Source organism: Williamsia soli, from assembly GCF_017377795.1.
GTDB classification, from domain to species: domain Bacteria; phylum Actinomycetota; class Actinomycetes; order Mycobacteriales; family Mycobacteriaceae; genus Williamsia; species Williamsia soli.
The window spans coordinates 153,697-169,476 of sequence record NZ_JAFRDR010000004.1; the positions used below are offsets into that span (position 1 = coordinate 153,697).

The 15,780-nt window shown below is 66.2% G+C and carries 16 protein-coding genes; 9 read left to right on the forward strand and 7 right to left on the reverse strand.

Annotated elements, in window-relative coordinates; translation table 11 throughout:
* Positions 1–74 precede the first annotated feature (74 nt).
* Entirely contained in the window at positions 75–335 is a 261-nt protein-coding gene (locus tag J3S28_RS12700) for a GlsB/YeaQ/YmgE family stress response membrane protein (RefSeq protein WP_207841106.1), read from the reverse strand.
* 53 nt (positions 336–388) lie between these two features.
* The gene (locus tag J3S28_RS12705) at positions 389–793 is read right to left on the reverse strand and encodes an MmcQ/YjbR family DNA-binding protein (protein WP_207841108.1); all 405 of its coding nucleotides are present in this window, start codon (positions 791–793) and stop codon (positions 389–391) included.
* Positions 794–850: 57 nt separating this feature from the next.
* Here J3S28_RS12705 and ligA point away from each other — a divergent pair, with 57 nt between their 5' ends.
* Positions 851–3,001 (forward strand): NAD-dependent DNA ligase LigA, encoded by a 2,151-nt coding sequence (gene ligA, locus J3S28_RS12710; protein WP_207841110.1) that lies wholly within the window; start codon positions 851–853, stop codon positions 2,999–3,001.
* Here ligA and J3S28_RS12715 read toward each other — a convergent pair.
* Together J3S28_RS12715 and J3S28_RS12720 are read right to left on the reverse strand one after the other, a co-directional pair.
* Entirely contained in the window at positions 2,998–3,663 is a 666-nt protein-coding gene (locus J3S28_RS12715; RefSeq protein WP_207841397.1) for an ACT domain-containing protein, read from the reverse strand. The two genes, ligA and J3S28_RS12715, sit on opposite strands and share 4 nt — an antisense overlap.
* A 58-nt stretch (positions 3,664–3,721) precedes the next feature.
* On the reverse strand, positions 3,722–4,072 hold the full coding sequence (locus J3S28_RS12720; RefSeq protein ID WP_084836644.1) for a YbjQ family protein: 351 nt from the start codon (positions 4,070–4,072) through the stop codon (positions 3,722–3,724).
* 75 nt (positions 4,073–4,147) lie between these two features.
* Between J3S28_RS12720 and J3S28_RS12725 the strand changes: the two genes are divergently transcribed.
* The 3 genes from J3S28_RS12725 to gatA all read left to right on the forward strand — a co-directional run bounded on the left by J3S28_RS12725 (position 4,148) and on the right by gatA (position 6,660).
* A complete protein-coding gene (locus J3S28_RS12725) occupies positions 4,148–4,765 on the forward strand; it encodes an antibiotic biosynthesis monooxygenase (RefSeq protein ID WP_207841112.1) in 618 nt (205 codons plus the stop codon).
* A gap of 102 nt (positions 4,766–4,867) precedes the next feature.
* Entirely contained in the window at positions 4,868–5,167 is a 300-nt protein-coding gene (gene gatC, locus J3S28_RS12730; RefSeq protein WP_206186716.1) for an Asp-tRNA(Asn)/Glu-tRNA(Gln) amidotransferase subunit GatC, read from the forward strand.
* A complete protein-coding gene (gatA, locus tag J3S28_RS12735; RefSeq protein ID WP_207841114.1) occupies positions 5,164–6,660 on the forward strand; it encodes an Asp-tRNA(Asn)/Glu-tRNA(Gln) amidotransferase subunit GatA in 1,497 nt (498 codons plus the stop codon). Before gatC ends, gatA begins: the two co-directional genes overlap by 4 nt.
* A 76-nt stretch (positions 6,661–6,736) precedes the next feature.
* On the opposite strand, the gene J3S28_RS12740 is transcribed toward gatA, so the two are convergent.
* Together J3S28_RS12740 and J3S28_RS12745 are read right to left on the reverse strand one after the other, a co-directional pair.
* On the reverse strand, positions 6,737–7,939 hold the full coding sequence (locus J3S28_RS12740) for an alpha/beta-hydrolase family protein (RefSeq protein WP_207841117.1): 1,203 nt from the start codon (positions 7,937–7,939) through the stop codon (positions 6,737–6,739).
* Entirely contained in the window at positions 7,936–8,541 is a 606-nt protein-coding gene (locus J3S28_RS12745; protein ID WP_237341490.1) for a hypothetical protein, read from the reverse strand. Before J3S28_RS12745 ends, J3S28_RS12740 begins: the two co-directional genes overlap by 4 nt.
* Positions 8,542–8,706: 165 nt before the next feature.
* Here J3S28_RS12745 and J3S28_RS12750 point away from each other — a divergent pair, with 165 nt between their 5' ends.
* From J3S28_RS12750 to gatB, 4 genes are all read left to right on the forward strand, one after another.
* Positions 8,707–9,978 (forward strand): sensor histidine kinase, encoded by a 1,272-nt coding sequence (locus J3S28_RS12750; protein ID WP_207841119.1) that lies wholly within the window; start codon positions 8,707–8,709, stop codon positions 9,976–9,978.
* Between the two features lie 15 nt (positions 9,979–9,993).
* Positions 9,994–10,647, forward strand: coding sequence for a response regulator (locus tag J3S28_RS12755; protein WP_207841120.1), 654 nt, complete (start codon positions 9,994–9,996; stop codon positions 10,645–10,647).
* Positions 10,648–10,763: 116 nt separating this feature from the next.
* Positions 10,764–11,795, forward strand: a complete 1,032-nt coding sequence (locus J3S28_RS12760) for an ATP-dependent 6-phosphofructokinase (RefSeq protein ID WP_084836651.1) — start codon at positions 10,764–10,766, stop codon at positions 11,793–11,795.
* A gap of 100 nt (positions 11,796–11,895) precedes the next feature.
* Positions 11,896–13,386 carry an Asp-tRNA(Asn)/Glu-tRNA(Gln) amidotransferase subunit GatB gene (gatB, locus tag J3S28_RS12765; RefSeq protein WP_207841122.1) on the forward strand — a complete coding sequence of 497 codons (1,491 nt, stop codon included), beginning with the start codon at positions 11,896–11,898 and terminating at the stop codon, positions 13,384–13,386.
* 1 nt (position 13,387) lies between these two features.
* Here the strand turns inward: gatB and J3S28_RS12770 are convergent, their stop codons facing one another.
* Positions 13,388–14,530 (reverse strand): PQQ-dependent sugar dehydrogenase, encoded by a 1,143-nt coding sequence (locus J3S28_RS12770; protein WP_237341491.1) that lies wholly within the window; start codon positions 14,528–14,530, stop codon positions 13,388–13,390.
* Between the two features lie 100 nt (positions 14,531–14,630).
* Between J3S28_RS12770 and J3S28_RS28735 the strand changes: the two genes are divergently transcribed.
* Complete coding sequence (locus J3S28_RS28735; protein ID WP_307797087.1) at positions 14,631–15,716, forward strand: DoxX family protein; 1,086 nt, start codon at positions 14,631–14,633, stop codon at positions 15,714–15,716.
* Positions 15,717–15,780 lie beyond the last annotated feature (64 nt).

The window sequence follows — 15,780 nt, forward strand, 5'->3', positions numbered from 1 at the left end:
GGTCGACTCTGACCTGTATGAGCTACTACGAACGGACCTGCGGCCGCCCGTCGAGGTGCAGCCCCCGCCGCCGGTCAGGCGGCCGAGCGCTTTTTGTACCAGAGCCACCCTCCGGTCACCAGTATCGCGCCCACCAGCGAACCGATGATGCCGCTGGGTCGGAAATCGAGGCCGTCGCCGGCGATGAGACTGATGAGCAGACCGCCGACGAATGATCCGACGAGGCCGGCGACGATGGCCAGACCCCAGTTGATCCCACCTTCGGGTCTACCGACGATGAGTTGGGCGCCGGCGCCGATCAGCATGCCGAACAGAATGAGACCGATGATGAGCATGCGAGGAGTATATGCAGGTGAGGTCACGTGTCCCGCCCCGCCACACCCACCGATCAGCGCAGTTCTGCAGGTCGCTCCCCGTCATCGAGACGGGCGATCAGCTTTTTCGGAGCGATCAGGCGGTAGCTCGCGTCGAGGAGTTCTGCGACCTCCCGCCAATCCGGCTTCTTCGACAAGTCCAGACCCAGCCAGCCGTACGGACCCACGTATGCCGGGTAGAAGAAGCGGGCATCCTGCTCCAGTGCGGCGCGGTCGGTTTCCTCGACCTTGAACAGCAGAGAGGTCTCGAACTGCGGCCCACCCTTGACCCCACCGCCGTACATCCCGAACATCTTGCCGCCGCGAAAGGTGGGCCGACCGTGTGCGACGACCTCCGTCGCGTCGGGAAACGCGAGCGCGACCTCGCGAAGCCGGATCAAGACCGGGTCGTCGTCGGAGAACATGATCGGGTGCGGCATGGGACCAGCGTAAAAGACCTCGGATGATCTGTCGGTCCACTCGACTATCTTGGTTGAGTGGCCGACAGTGCAGATATCACCGAAGAGACGCCCGCCGAACCGACGCCGTCCGCGGCGAGGGAGAAGTGGTCGAAGCTGGCGGAAGAGCTGCGTGATCACCAGTTTCGTTACTACGTGAAGGACGCGCCGGTCATCACCGACGGCGAGTTCGACACGCTGCTGCGCAATCTCCAGGCGCTCGAAGAGCAGTACCCGGAGCTGGCCGTCGCTGATTCGCCGACCAAGCTCGTCGGCGGCGGTTTCGCGACCGAGTTCAAGGCGGTCGACCATCTCGAACGGATGATGTCGCTGGACAACGTCTTCGACGCCGACGAGATGCGGGCGTGGGTGGCCAGGGTGGAGGCGGACGCCGGGACCGGTCTGGACTACCTCTGCGAACTCAAGATCGACGGGGTGGCACTGAGCCTGGTCTACGAGAAGGGTGTACTCGTCCGCGGCACCACCCGCGGGGACGGACGGACAGGGGAGGATGTCACCCTCAACGCCAAGACCATCGACGACGTCCCCCACCGACTCTCGGCATCGGACGAGTACCCCATCCCGGACCTGCTCGAGGTCCGCGGCGAGGTCTTTTTCCGGGTGGAGGACTTCGAGGCGTTGAACGCGTCCCTCGTGGAGGCCGGCAAGGCGCCGTTCGCCAACCCGCGAAACTCTGCCGCAGGTTCCCTACGGCAGAAGAATCCACAGATCACAGCGCGGCGCCGGCTCGGGATGATCTGCCACGGGCTGGGCCGACTCGAAGGCATGACGCCGAAGACCTTGCGCGACATCTATCTGGCACTCGGGGCCTGGGGCCTGCCGGTGTCGAAGCACACCACCACACTCGTTGGCGCCGAAGCAATCTTGGAGAAGATCGAGTACTGGGGCGAACATCGCCACGACGTCGAACACGAGATCGACGGCATCGTCGTCAAGGTCGACGATTTCAGTCTGCAACGTCGACTCGGATCCACCTCGCGAGCACCGCGCTGGGCCATCGCCTACAAATATCCGCCAGAGGAAGCAACCACAAAGCTGCTCGACATCCTGGTCAACGTCGGCCGGACCGGCCGCGTGACCCCCTTCGCCTCGATGACCCCGGTGTTGGTGGCCGGGTCCACCGTCTCGATGGCAACGCTGCACAACGGATCCGAGGTCAAACGCAAAGGTGTCCTGATCGGTGACACCGTCACCATCCGCAAAGCGGGCGATGTCATCCCGGAGGTGTTGGGACCCGTCGTCGATCTCCGCGATGGCACAGAGCGCGAGTTCGAGATGCCGACGCGCTGCCCCGAGTGTGGCACCGAGTTGGCGCCGCAGAAAGAAGGTGACGCCGACATACGTTGCCCGAACAGTCGATCCTGTCCGGCGCAGCTACGCGAGCGGCTGTTCCATATCGCCGGCCGCGGTTCGTTCGACATCGAAGCGCTGGGCTACGAGGCCGCATCCGCCTTGCTGACCAACAATGTGCTCGACAACGAAGGTGATCTTTTCAGTCTCACCGAGGACGATCTGCTCAAGACCAATCTCTTCACCACGAAGGCCGGGGAACTCTCCGCCAACGGCAAACGGTTGCTGGCGAACCTGGCAGCCGCCAAGAAGGTACCTCTGTGGCGGGTCTTGGTGGGCCTGTCGATCAGGCATGTCGGGCCGAGTGCGGCGCGGGCGCTGGCCACCGAGTTCGGCAACCTCGCGGCGATCGAGTCCGCGACGGTCGAACAGTTGGCTGATGTCGAGGGTATGGGAAACACGTTGGCGCAGAGCGTCGTCGACTGGTTCGAGGTGGATTGGCACCGGGAGATCGTCGAGAAGTGGCGTGCTGCGGGGGTGCAGATGGAGGACGAGCGCGATGCATCCATCCCGCGCAACCTCGAGGGTTTGAGCATCGTCGTGACCGGGTCACTGCAGGACTTCTCACGCGATGGGGCGAAAGAAGCGATCCTGATGCGCGGCGGCAAGGCGTCGGGGTCGGTGTCGAAGAAGACCGCGTTTGTCGTCCTCGGTGAGTCACCTGGCTCCAAGGCGGCCAAAGCGGAGCAACTCGGGGTGCCGATCCTCGACGAGGACGGATTCAAGAAGCTGCTCGCCGAGGGCCCCCCGGCGGCGGAGCCAGACGACGCGGACTCAGAGGAAGAAACCGAAGACCCGGACAAGCCGGTCGAGGCCTAGGGCTGGGCCAACACCGTCGTCACGATCTTCGACAGATAACCCAGGCGGGTGATCTCCGAGGGACGGAAGTCCGGCCCACCGGGCCGACCCAGGAGCAGCGCCTTCCCGGGCGAACCGATCGGTGCTGCGGCCAACCGGGTGTCCATGTCCCGCCACAGCGCGGGCACCCAGCTCGATTCCGGATCGAGTTCCTGAGCGTGGGTGATCGGCAGCCAACTCGCATCGGTCACTTGGGTTTCAGGAGCACTGGAGCTGCCGAACAGCTGAATGGCGCCGGCGCCGCCCGAGGTGATGATGGTGGCCCAAGCCACTCGGAGCACACCTGGAGCGGCGTCGACGAGCACCTGCAATCGTTCGCGGCCCGCACCGGCGATGTCGTTGACGAGTTCGAGTTCGCGATGGGTCTCGAGGACCCCGGTGTAGGGCCGAATCGAATCGACCCGGACGCCGTCCACCTTTTCGGCCGCGGTGATCAGGGTGTCGGGCAGGGCGCCGCGCGGTACCTCCACGACGATGTCATCGACCGCGTAGCCTTCGCCTCGCTCGACGACATCGAGCGACAGGATGTCGGCACCGATCGAGCCGAGCGAGACAGCGAGCAATCCGAGCGATCCGGGGCGGTCTTGGAGGTAGACGCGCAAGAGGTATGACACGCCGGATATTGTCGCACCGCGCGGTCACCTGCGCCGCGCGCCCGGTCGCGACCGTCGTCGGGCCCGGTCAGAACTCGCTGGGACCGGGGACCGTTCCGGGCAGGGGTTCGATGGCGACCGCGGTTCCGTATGCGCAGACCTCGATGCCGGTCCCACCGAACTCTGTGGTCTCGAAACGGAACGCCGTGACGGCGTTGGCGCCGCGTTGCTGGGCCTCGTTTGCCAGGCGCTGCAGCGCTTCCTGCCGGCAGTCGTGCAGCAGCTGGGTGATGCCTTTGAGCTCACCGCCTGCCATGGCCTTGAATCCGGCGCCGATGTTCGAACCGATGTTCCGGGAGCGAACCGTGAGGCCGAAACATTCGCCGAACGCGTAGTTGATTCGGTAGCCGGGGATCTCATTGGATGTGACGATGATCATTCGTCGACCCTACCGAGCAGGCGCGTTGTCGGCAGCGGTTGTGCACTTGCACCCGGAAGGCGGGACCATGACGTCATGGTTACCGAACACAGTCCACAAGACTCCGGTGATCCGAGCGAGCAACAGTCGAATCTGCCCGATCGGCAGGACGATTCAGATGTGACCACATCCGTTGCCCGACGGATCGAACCAGAGCGCGAACACGACTTCGTCGCCTGGACCGATGCCGGCATCGCGCTGGCCCGGACGTTCCCCGGATTCCTGGGTGGCGGCTGGGTCCGTTCGTCCAGGATTCGCGACGAGTACTACGTGATGTACCGATTCGAGACCCACGCGCAGGTCGACGACTGGGTGTCGTCGCCGGTCCGAAAGGCGTGGTTGTCGCGCGGGGAAGGCATCGCCGTCGACTACGCGACCCATCGTCTGTCGGGCATCGAGGGCTGGTTCGAGCCCCAGTCGACGTTGACGAACGCGGTCCGGATCCTCAACCCCCCGCCGCCGCGCTGGAAACAGGCGATCACCATCTGGCTGGGTTTCTTCCCGTTGAGCCTGGCCATCAACTTCCTGGTCATCGCTCATCTGGGCACCCTGCCGTTGGTGGTCAAGACTCTGATAGCGACGTTGATCAACACGCCGCTGATGGTCTACCTGGTCTTGCCGTGGATCACCGCAAGGCTCAAACGCTGGCTGTGACCGGACGGCCTGCCGGGGGAGTGCGCTCGGCGACTAGGCTGGTCCGGGGTTCCGGCCCATGGCCACGAGCCACACCACCGATTTTAGAAAGGGTGCATCTGCGTGTCTGCCATCTCGCGCGATGAGGTTGCGCATCTGGCCCGGCTGTCGCGGCTGGCGCTGACCGACGACGAACTCGACCACTACGCAGGACAGCTCGATTCGATCCTGTCGCACGTCGCCAACATCTCCGAGGTCGCCGCCGCCGACATCCCCGGGACCGCACACCCGGCTGATCTGGCCAACGTGCTGCGGCCCGATGTCGTTGTTCCAGGCCTGACCACCGAAGAAGCGCTGTCCGGCGCGCCCAACGTCGAGCAGGGCCGTTTCGCCGTACCGCAGATCCTCGGAGAAGACGAATGAGCGCCCCCACCACCCGCGAGTCCGGTGCCATCACGGGACAGTCGGCTGCCGAACTCGCCGAGAAGATCCATTCCGGCGACCTGTCCGCCGTCGAGGTCACCCAGGCCCACCTGGATCGCATCGGCGAGGTAGACGGCGAGCTGCACGCCTTCCTGCACGTGAACTCCGGCGAAGCGCTCACCGCTGCCGCTGAGGTCGACAAGGCTGTCGCGGCCGGACAGAAGCCTGCCTCGCCACTTGCGGGTGTGCCGCTCGCGCTGAAGGACGTGTTCACGACCACTGACGCGCCGACCACCTGCGGTTCGAAGATGCTCGAGGGTTGGGTGCCCCCGTACGACGCGACGGTCACCGCACGGTTGCGTGCCGCGGGGATCCCGATCCTCGGCAAGACCAACATGGACGAGTTCGCGATGGGGTCCTCCACGGAGAACTCGGCGTACGGCGTCACCCGGAACCCGTGGGACACCACCAAGATCCCCGGCGGCTCGGGTGGCGGCAGCGCTGCGGCGCTCGCATCGTTCCAGGCGCCGCTCGCGATCGGTACCGACACCGGTGGTTCGGTGCGTCAGCCCGCGTCGGTCACCGGCACCGTCGGCGTCAAACCGACGTACGGCACGGTCTCGCGCTACGGCCTCGTCGCCTGTGCGTCGTCCCTGGATCAGGGCGGGCCGTGTGCACGTACCGTGCTCGACACCGCGTTGCTGCACCAGGTGATCGCCGGACATGATCCACGTGATTCGACGTCGATCGACAAGCCCGTCGCCGACATGGTCGCGGCCGCGAAAGCCGGTGCGACCGAGGATCTTTCCGGTGTGAAGATCGGGATCGTGACCGAACTCCAAGGCGAGGGCTACCAGGCCGGCGTGCTGAGCTCGTTCAACGCTGCCGTAGAGACCCTCAAAGAGCGTGGCGCGGAGATCGTCGAGGTCTCGTGCCCCCACTTCAGTTATGCGCTCGGCGCGTACTACCTCATCCTGCCGTCGGAGGTGTCGAGCAACCTCGCGCGGTTCGACGCCATGCGGTACGGACTGCGGGTCGGCGACGACGGCAGCCACAGTGCCGAACAGGTGATGGCGTTGACGCGTGAAGCGGGCTTTGGTGCAGAGGTCAAGCGGCGCATCATGATCGGAACCTACGCGCTGTCGTCGGGTTACTACGACGCGTACTACGGCCAGGCCCAGAAGGTACGGACGCTGATCGCCCGTGACTTCGCCAAGGCCTACGAGTCTGTCGACGTCCTGATCTCACCGACCACCCCGACGACCGCATTCGCGATCGGCGAGAAGGTCGACGATCCGCTGGCGATGTATCTCTTCGACCTGTGCACCTTGCCGGTCAACCTCGCAGGAAACTGCGCGATGTCGGTGCCGTCGGGCCTGTCGGCCGACGACGGTCTGCCCGTCGGGTTGCAGATCATGGCCCCGTCTCTGGCCGATGAGCGGCTCTACCGCGTCGGCGCCGCCTACGAAGCTGCCCGAGGCCCGATCGTCTGACCCCAAACCCCCGAAATTGGGCCCTTTTGGCGGTGCCCACCTGGGCGTTTGGTCGCCAAAAGGCCCCATTTTCGGTCTATCGGGGGCAGCTGGGAACGGTGAGTCCCTGCTCCGTGCCGTACTGATGTCCGTGGCCGGCGGGGTACGACAGCGCACCGATCAGGTCGACACTCGCCTGGACAAAACCGGCGACCGGAAACCACGGCGGCGTGGGCAGGTCTGAACTGGTTGCCGGCGGTAATACCGGTGGCTGCCACAGCAGTCGCGGCGACCATCGCACGACGGGATCTGAGCCGTTGGCGACCACGGTGGTCCTTGCCGCTGCGAGTGCGGCCGAATCGGCAGGCGCGCCGACCAATACCGTGTGGCAGATGGAGTCCGGGGCGCGGCGCTCCGCCCATGACCGGGCGGCGTCGGCACCCACCGCCCCGAGGCTCTGGCCGTAGACATAGATGCTGGGCCGCGAGGATTCCGGAGCCGCACCGACGGTGCGCACGAGCGCGGACACCAGCGCGACGGCGCTCGCACGGGCCGGTTCCGGACTGCCCAGAAAAGCCTGCCAGGACGGGATGTCGCTGTACTGCAGCGCGATCACACTGACGTCACCCCCGAACCGCGACTCGAATCCCCTCAACGCGTCGCCGTCGACCCAACCCGATCCGGTCGGCACCGCGACCACCACCGCGCCGCGCTCCATACCTCCCGCGATCTGCCAGCGGTGCACGGTCGCCGCGGCACGGTTGTCGAAGTCCTTGTCGGAGCCCTCGAGTGAGCCGTAGATCCGTAAGGAGGAGGGCTGCGCGTCGGCGCTGACAAAAGTGGTCGCCACCGCCTCGGCGGGGTTCGCGCCTGCGGGTGACGGCATCGCCGTGAGCGCGAGGGCTGCGGCGACCACCGCAACAACGGCGCGGCTCCGGCGACCGAGCGCGCACGCTGCCGCGACGACCACCGACGGGGCGAGCGCGGTCACAATCCACACCGCGTCGACCGGTCGGGTGCCCAGCGCACCACGGAGATCGTTCTGCCACAACACCATTGCTGTGAAGAATGCGAGACCGAGGGTGCCTGCGACGGCGGCCGCGATCCGTCGCGACCGGTTGCCGCACGGCCGCCAGTGACCCGCGATCGCGCCGAGCAGGGCGCCCAGGCCACCGAATGCCGCGAGCAGCAGTCCGGCGATCAGACCGGTGCGCGGTAGTGAGCCAGGCGCCAACGCAACAGCGGCGCCCATCAGCGCGCCGGTACTGACGAGGGAATGAGGCCACCGCGGCGCGCTCATCGCAGGCCTGCCAGCGACATGATCTCTTCGCCGCCGCGGGCGAAGGACGATGCGATGATCGCCGGCGTCGACTCCTTCGCCACCGGGGCGCTGCCCCGCTGGCGCCAGGTATTGAAGGCAACGCCGGCATGCGCCAGGTCGGCTGCCCAGTCGCAGGCCGGGTTACTGCAGGTCCGATGCATTCTGTCGCCCAGCATGCGGTCCAAGGCGACGCGGGCCCATCCGCCCAGCGGCGTGCCGTTCCTCGCGGCAAGCCGCAGTAGGTCGTACCCGAAGTCGTGGACCTTGCACGGCGCCTCGAACCGGCCGGGCAACGGGACCGGCGACGAGCAATCGCCTGCGGGATCGGTAGGCGCGCCGTCGACCAGGACCGGGCGGTAGCCCATCTCCGCCTCGAAATCCGCGGGTAGAACGGACAGGGCGATCGCAGGATCCGGGCCGACGAGAGCGGACACCGCGGCGCCGGCCGGGGTGCGGAGGTCGGCGGCGTCGCTATACGGACCGGCGGCAGACGCCACCGCGGACGCCGGCCACACCCCGAGTCCGACGACAAAAGAGATCGCCAAGCTGGACAACAACATTCGACTTCGTGCTGCGTGCATGAAGTCAATCTAGGAATGGATGGCACGGTCCCACATCGGTCGGATGTGGGACCGCGGGCCACCCTGCCGGCGTGAGGTCGGCCGCGGGTGCGCGCCGGAAGTCAGACCGTCATCTCCCTCTCAGGTATGAGGACCGATGAGGGTTCGGTGGCTACCGTGAACGCAATGAGACTGTGGAATGCCGCCACCGACTACGTGGTCGACGAGGCGAAAAAGTTGCCGATCGCCACCGAGCCCGCGGTCGCGCACTTCCTGGGTCAGAAGATCAACCTCTTCTTCACCGTCGTCGCACTGATCATGTACTCGATTGCCTGGCCGACCCTGGCCGTCACGCATGAGGTGCAGCCGGCCATGTTGCCGATCATCTCGGCGTTCGCTGCCTTGCCGATCATGTTCGGATGGTCGAACCCGACCCTGGGGTGGGCCATCTCGGTGATCTCGGCGCAGGTCATCGGGCTGACCGTCGATCGCATCAACGATTGGAACTACACCATCCAGGTGGTGCACCTGATCGAACTGTTGGTGCTGACGGTGTTGGCGTACCTGCGGGCACCACTGCGATTGTTGCCGGTGTTCTGGGCGGTCTCGTGTGTCGTGGTCTACATGGCGGCGCCGCCGGAAGCCGAGGACGGCTGGGTGGTGGGGCTGACCATCGCGGCGGTGATCTGCGTCTTGATCAGGATCATCCTGCGGTCCCGTGCCCAATTGGCCCAGCAAACCATGTTGAAAGACACCGAGAAGTCGAAGAACGCCGTACTCGAAGAGCGTACGCGAATCGCCCGAGATCTTCATGACGTTGTGGCGCATCGGATGTCGGTGGTGGTGGTGCAGTCGCAGACCGCGAAATACCGGATCGACGGCGTGGGGGAGGCCGCCGCTGCCGAGTTCGACGCCATCGCCGATGTTGCGCGAGAGGCACTCGACGAGGTCCGCGTGATGCTGGGAGTGCTTCGGCTCGAAGATGATTCGCCTCGTGCGGAAGCGTATGCGCGAAATCCGAACCCCGGGATCGCCGACATCGACGGCATCGTCGCCGCGACCAGAGGGGCCGGCGTCGACGTCAGTTATCGACCGTTGGACACCGGCGCGCACGTGGGGGATGCCTGCGCGCTGGTGGCGTACCGCATTGTCCAGGAGTCGCTGGCGAACGTCACCCGCTACGCCGCCGGTGCCCGGGTCGACGTCGTCCTGTCGGTATCGGGCGACGATCTCGACGTGGTGGTGTCGAACACCGTGCCGACCGCCAGTCCCATCAACCTGGAATCGGCTGGCGGTCAGGGAATCCCGGGAATGCTCGAACGCGCGAAGGCCGTCGGCGGGGTGCTCTCGGCGGCTCCGCAGCCCGACGGGGGCTTTGTGGTCCGAGCCCGGCTGCCGTTGCGGGCCGTCGGCACACCCGGACTCGGGCAATGGGGTCCCGTCGCCGAGTCGGCCTGAAAGTAGGGTGGGGGCGTGTCGATCACGGTCTTCATCGCAGACGATCAAGCGATGGTGCGGCAGGGCTTCGGTGCTCTGCTGGGCGCGCAGTCCGATATCTCGGTGGTCGGTGACGCAGCGGACGGTCAGGCGGCGGTCACCGCAATCCGTCAATTGCATCCCGACGTCGTGTTGATGGATGTGCGGATGCCCAAATTGGACGGCCTGGCCGCAGCCGAACAGCTGTTGACCGGCCCCGGCAAAGTCCAGAGCAAGATTCTGATGCTGACCACATTCGACATCGACGACTACGTCTACCAGGCGCTCCGGATCGGTGCCTCCGGCTTCATGTTGAAAGATGCGCCCGCGGAGGAGCTCGTCCGGGCGGTACGGGTCGTGGCGGCGGGGGAGGCGCTGCTCGCGCCGTCGGTCACCCGCCGGCTCATCGCCGAGGTGACCAGCAGGCACAGGCCCCGTAGAGCGGAACCCGGCGAGCTCGCCGGCCTGACTCCGCGCGAGCGTGAAGTGCTCGAACAGGACGCCGAGGGCAAGTCGAACGCCGAGATCGCCGGGCATCTGTTCGTGGCCGAACAGACGGTCAAGACCCATGTCAGCAACGTGCTGTCGAAGCTGCATCTGCGCGACCGCGCGCAAGCGGTGGTCTATGCCTACGAAAACGGAGTTCGCTGACCACCTCCGACGCCGGTAGCTCAGCCAGACCCGGCGATGAGTTGCACAATTGACCATGGCGGGCAGATGCCCGCCCGACCCGAACGATGATCGCCAGACGAGGAGCGGGACACCACATGCGCATTGGAGTGCTTACTGGCGGCGGCGACTGCCCGGGCCTGAACGCGGTCATCCGCGCGGTGGTCCGGACCAGCGAGGTGCGGTACGGCTCGGCGGTGGTCGGATTTCTCGACGGCTGGCGCGGATTGCTCGAGGACCGGCGCATCCACCTCGCGGCCGACGATCGCAACGACCGGCTGCTCGCCAAGGGCGGCACCATGCTCGGCACCGCTAGGACCCACCCCGACAAGCTCCGGGCCGGCCTCGATCAGATCCGCCAGACGCTCGACGACAACGGCATCGACGTCCTGATCCCCATCGGCGGTGAGGGGACGCTGACCGCGGCCACCTGGCTCTCGGATGAGGGAGTACCTGTGGTCGGTGTGCCCAAGACCATCGACAACGACATCAACTGCACCGACGTCACGTTCGGCTTCGACACCGCACTGACCGTCGCCACGGATGCGATCGACCGTCTGCACAGCACCGCGGAATCGCATCAGCGCGTGATGCTGGTCGAGGTGATGGGACGGCATGCCGGCTGGATCGCACTGCATTCCGGGATCGCCTCGGGCGCACACATGATCCTGATCCCCGAACAGCCCTTTGACGTCGAAGAGGTCTGCCGGTTGGTCAAACGACGTTTCCAGCGCGGTGATTCGCATTTCATCTGCGTCGTCGCCGAGGGGGCCAAACCCAAGGAGGGCACCTTCTCGATGGCCCAAGGCGGTATCGACGAGTTCGGTCATGAGCGGTTCACAGGCGTCGCGCAGCAACTTGCCATCGAGATCGAGCGCCGGATCAACAAAGAAGTCCGCACCACAGTGCTCGGACATGTCCAGCGCGGCGGTAAGCCGACCCCCTACGACCGGGTGCTGGCCACGAGGTTCGGTGTCAACGCCGCCGACGCCGCGCACAACGGCGACACCGGGATGATGGTCAGCCTGCAGGGCCCGAACATCGGACTGGTCCCGATCGGCGAGGCAACCAAGGAACTCAAGCTCGTCCCGCAGAACCGGTACGAGGACGCGGCGGCCTTCTTCGGCTGACCCACCTCCCGGTCTTGGTGGGTTTCGGCGATGCCGACCTGGGCGTTTGTTCGCCCGAACCCACCAATTCCGGACCGCGGGAGGCGGTTAAACTCGTGGTATGACTGACTTGCTCGACTATGACGACGTGATCGCGGAGTTCGACCCGGTGATGGGTATGGAGGTCCATGTCGAGCTGGGCACCAATACCAAGATGTTCTGTGGTTGCCCCACCGCGTTCGGCGCCGAGCCCAACACCCAGGTGTGCCCGGTCTGCATCGGTCTGCCCGGATCGCTGCCCGTCGTGAACGAGAAGGCCATCGAGTCAGCGATCCGGATCGGCCTCGCACTGAACTGCTCCATCCGGCCGTCGAGCACGTTCGCGCGCAAGAACTACTTCTACCCGGATCAGCCGAAGAACTACCAGATCTCGCAGTACGACGACCCGATCGCGCACGACGGTCACCTCGACGTCGTCTTGGATGACGGCACCACGTGGCGTGTCGACATCGAGCGCGCGCACATGGAAGAGGACACCGGCAAGTCCCTGCACATCGGCACCACCGGGCGGATCTCCGGGGCCAGTCACTCGCTGCTCGACTACAACCGCGCGGGCGTGCCACTCATCGAGATCGTCTCCAAGCCCATCGAAGGTGCGGGCGCCCGAGCTCCCGAAGTCGCCCGGGCATATGTGACGGCTCTGCGTGACCTGCTCAAGTCTCTCGACGTGTCGGATGTGCGGATGGATCAGGGTTCGATGCGCTGTGACGCGAACCTGTCGTTGATGCGCAAGGACGCCACCGAGTTCGGTACCCGTACCGAGACGAAGAACGTGAACTCCCTCAAGAGCGTCGAGGTCGCGGTGCGGTACGAGATGCGCAGGCAGGCAGCGCTTCTGCTCGCGGGAACCGCCATCGTCCAAGAGACCCGGCACTTTCAGGAGACCGACGGATCGACCTCCGCGGGCAGGCGGAAGGAAACCGCGGACGACTACCGGTATTTCCCCGAGCCAGACCTGCCGCCGGTGCAGCCCGCCGCGGACTGGATCGAAGAGATCCGTGCCACCCTGCCCGAGCTGCCGTGGCTGCGCCGGGCGCGGATCCAGCAGGAATGGGGCGTCTCCGACGAGGTGATGCGCGACCTCGTGAACGTCGGTGCGGTTGACCTGATCATCGCCACCGTCGACGCCGGAGCGCCGGTCGAGGCGGCCCGCGGATGGTGGGTGTCCTTCCTTGCGCAGCAGGCCAATTCCCGCGACACCGAGCTGGCTGATCTACCGATCACCCCGGTTCAGGTCGCCAAGGTCGTGGCTCTCGTCGAGGAGGGCAAGTTGACCAACAAGCTTGCCCAGCAGGTGGTAACCGGGGTCCTCGACGGTGAGGGCGAACCCGAGCAGATCATCGCGGACAAGGGCCTGGAAGTGGTCCGCGACGATTCGGCCCTGCAGAAGGCTGTTGACGAGGCCCTGGCCAACAACCCCGACATTGCCGAGAAGATCCGCAGCGGCAAGGTCGCGGCCGCAGGCAAGATCGTCGGCGACGTCATGAAGGCCACCCGCGGCCAGGCCGACCCGGGCCGCGTCAAAGAGCTTGTGTTGGCGGCCTGCCAGTAGCTCAGACGTTGGTGTCGGCGGGACCCTGCGGCATCGGGATGATGATCACCCGATCATCGGTGGGGCCCGCGGTACCGGTCTGTTTGTTCACGGTGCCGACCTGGAACAGACCGGCGGGAACGGCGGTCAGGCGTCCGAGCGCACCGTAGCGCCGCTCCAGCACCGTGATGGGCTCGGCCGTGGTGGGCTTCTCCTCCGTCGGCGCGGTGATGGCCTGCAATCGCTGAGTCCTCGTCTGCGACACCATGATCACGCCGTTGACGGCCGCGCAGCCCGCGGTCTCGGGCTTGTCGGGCCAGGTCCACAGCGTGCGTCCGACGCCGGTCGGGCTGATCAACTGCAGGCGATCCTCCGCAGGTGCCCGGTCGCTCAGGTACAGGGCGCCGGTGACCACGTCCGGACACAGCGCGGGATTCTGGCCGAGGCCGCTGGTGAGCACCCGCGGGGGAGTATTGCCCCCCGACGACAGATCGGTCACCGACAACAGTTTCCCGGCCAGTGAGCCCGGATCTGCGGCGGCAGCGGGATCGCCTGCGTCCCCGGTTGCCACCAGCAGTTCGCCCGGACTCTTGAAGTGGATTGTGCCCATGTTGCCGATGTCGCCCTTGGGGATACCGGTGAGAATCGGCTTCGGCACGTCGCCCGGGGCCAGCCGCACCACCCGGTTGTCGGTGGGGGTGGTGATGTACGCGTACATCAACTGGTCCTGCGCGTAGTCGGGGGAAGGTGTGAAGTCGAGCAGACCGCCGTCGCCCGAGGCGTCGACATCAAACGACGCGATGTCCACCGTCGGTCCACCCCGTTTGGTGCGGACGATCTTGCCGCTCGTGCGCTGGGCCACCACGGTCGACGTGGCGTCCGCGCTGGCAGCGATCAGACCGCTGGTCGCGTCCAAGCAGGTGGCGATCACGGTCGGGTCCGGATCGGGGCAGGGGCCGGTCGGGGCACCGGGATCCGCGCGAGGTGTGCTCGGCGGTGTCTGTTCCGGCTGCTGCATCGGGGGATTGATGTTCGTGGAGAACTCGCCGGCCTCTCGGTTCCGGTCCTGCTCGGCGAATCCGCCCGAACATCCGGTCATCACGACGGCGGCCGCCACCAGCATGATCACGATCCGCGCGATCGCAGACCGGTGGGGCGTTGTCATGGCGTCCACACTACTGATCTGGCGGGGCGAGACGTCTGATCGGGCGCGCCGTGGCCAGGGCAAGGATGCGTTCGACCGACATGCCTCTAAGGTCACTAGGGTGACCGAACGAGATCCCGACGGCCAAGGGTCGAGCCCATACGACGAACCCACCGAACAGATCGAGTTGCCCGTGACGCGGGCAAGCGAGCCTTATCCGGCCGAAGGTGAGACCGGCGCCTACGGGTACGCCCCGTACCGGTCGAACAAGGCAGGCCAGGACGAAGCGGCCCGATTCGATGAGGATCTCGAGGAGACCGAGCAGATCCCCACCCTGCGCAAGCAAGCGGTGGGCACTTCTCCTGGGAGCGCTTCTCCCGCGTCTACGTCTCGAGGGCCCAATCCCCCTGCAGGCGGCCCGGTCGTCCGCGACGACGTCGCCGATCAGGACACCGATGTCGTCGGTGCCCCATCTGCCCACACCACCCGGATCCCGGCGGGGGTCGTCGACCGCGACGACTTCCACCGCGAGCACGGACCTGCGCCGCGCTACGACGACGACGATGACTTCGCGCTGCGGGGCCCTGCCGAGCCGGAACCCATCGAACCACTCGTCACCGAGATTCCTGCCCGCCGCGGCACCCTCGATCTCGGGTTGTTGCTGCTTCGCGTCGGAGTCGGCCTCATAGCGATGGCACACGGAAGTCAAAAGCTGTTCGGTTGGTGGAATAGCCCGCGACTCAGCGGTTTCGAGGACTACCTCCTGAACGCCGCGAACACCAACATCGGATTCAGCTCGGACGCCGCGAAGCCTCTGGCGATCATCGGTGCTCTCTCGGAGACCATCGGCGGACTCATGTTGGTACTCGGGCTGCTGACCCCGATCGCGGGTTCGGCGGTGCTGGGCGTGATGACCGTCGCCGCGGCCTACAAGGCCACTCTCGCCGGGGGCGTCTGGTTCTTCGCCGCCGACCCCGACTTCACCGGCGGCGGTATCGAGTACGAGTTGTTCCTCGGGCTCGCCGCGGCGGTCATCATCCTGACCGGGCCGGGCCGCATCTCACTCGACTTCGGACGCGGGTGGGCGACGAGACCGTTCATCGGTTCGGTCGCCTGGTTGGTCGTCGGCATCGCTGCGCCGGTCGTCATCTGGTTCCTCTTCAACGGCACCAACCCGTTCGAGTCACCGGGCAACCCCGTCCCATAGCCCGAAAGTGGTGGGTTCTGGCGACCGCGACCTGCGGAAACACTCGCCAGAACCCACCACAATC